The sequence below is a fragment of the Tenacibaculum sp. SDUM215027 genome (assembly GCF_050566205.1).
Lineage (GTDB): Bacteria > Bacteroidota > Bacteroidia > Flavobacteriales > Flavobacteriaceae > Polaribacter.
The window spans coordinates 1-1082 of the sequence record NZ_JBNXUE010000020.1 but is presented as its reverse complement, the minus strand read 5'-3'; the positions used below and the strand labels follow the sequence as shown (position 1 = coordinate 1082).

At 37.0% G+C, this 1082-nt stretch carries 2 protein-coding genes and 1 pseudogene; all 3 read left to right on the top strand.

What is annotated here, in order from left to right:
• Positions 1–451: pseudogene (locus ACQYZ7_RS16665) on the top strand (hypothetical protein); the annotation flags it as partial.
• A gap of 72 nt (positions 452–523) precedes the next feature.
• Positions 524–799 carry a hypothetical protein gene (locus ACQYZ7_RS16660; protein WP_430730834.1) on the top strand — a complete coding sequence of 92 codons (276 nt, stop codon included), beginning with the start codon at positions 524–526 and terminating at the stop codon, positions 797–799.
• Positions 800–839: 40 nt separating this feature from the next.
• The coding region (locus ACQYZ7_RS16655) for a transposase (protein ID WP_430730833.1) at positions 840–1082 on the top strand (243 nt) is incomplete at its 3' end.

Genomic DNA, 1082 nt, shown 5'->3' with positions numbered 1-1082 from the left:
TTATAGCATCCATGAAAAAGCAGTAAGTCGAGTATCTTTAAAGTTCATCAAAACAATAAAAGACATGAACACTCAAATTACTGCCTTACCAAATTTATATATAGGAATTGACATACACAAGCGAAGTTGGAAAGTTCATTGTTCAACAGATCTATTTTCCGGTAAGAGTTTTAGTATGCCTCCAGAACCATTGCAATTAAAAGCTTATGTTGATAAGCATTTTCAGGAATATGATGTTAGTACGGCTTATGAGGCAGGTTGTTGTGGGTATTATGCACATCGTTGTTTTGAGAGTTATGGATGGCGTTCTTTAGTTGTTAACCCTGCCGATATCCATCGTAAGGGAAAAGAACGTTTTACAAAGACTGATCGTATAGATGCGCAGTTGATTAGTAGAGAGCTTAAAGATGGTCGATTAAGTAGTATTTATGTTCCTGATTTACATCGCTAAGCCTTACGAAGTTTGTTTCGCAGGCGTAATGATTTAGTTAAAGATTTTAGACGTATCAAAAGTTACATAAAAATGCAGTTGCTCTACTTTGGAATAAAAGTACCAGAACCATACGATAATGACCATTGGAGTCATGGTTTTCGAGGCTGGTTAGATGATATGGTTTTTCAGTATCCTATAGCTAAAGCAAGTTTAGATAGTCGTATGCGTTATTTTCGGTTTGTAGATGAAGATTTACGTTTAGTTAGTAATCAGTTAAGAGCCTATTGTCGTAAACATTTTAAGAAAGATTATTATTTACTTAGAAGCATCCCCGGTTGGGGGCATTGTAGCCTGTTGAATTATTAGTGAGTTAGGAGATTTACGCAGGTTTACTAGCATAAAACACTTGGCGGGTTATGTGGGGCTGGCTCCAGGAGTTTATCAGAGTGGAGCTAATAGTAAAACGATGGGTATCACCCCACGAGCACATCGACTCATACGTTCATATTTTGTAGAAGCTTCATGGCAAGCCATTCGAACGGATCCGGTGATGCAGGCTTATTATCGAAAGCATTATGGCAAGGACACCAAAAAGATAATTATTAAAATAGCCCGTAAGTTACTTAGCAGAACTTTAGCAGTTATAAAA

Coding starts and splice junctions, on each gene's coding strand:
- ACQYZ7_RS16660 (WP_430730834.1), top strand. CDS start 524: ATGCAGTTGCTCTACTTTGGAATAAAAGTACCAGAACCATACGATAAT.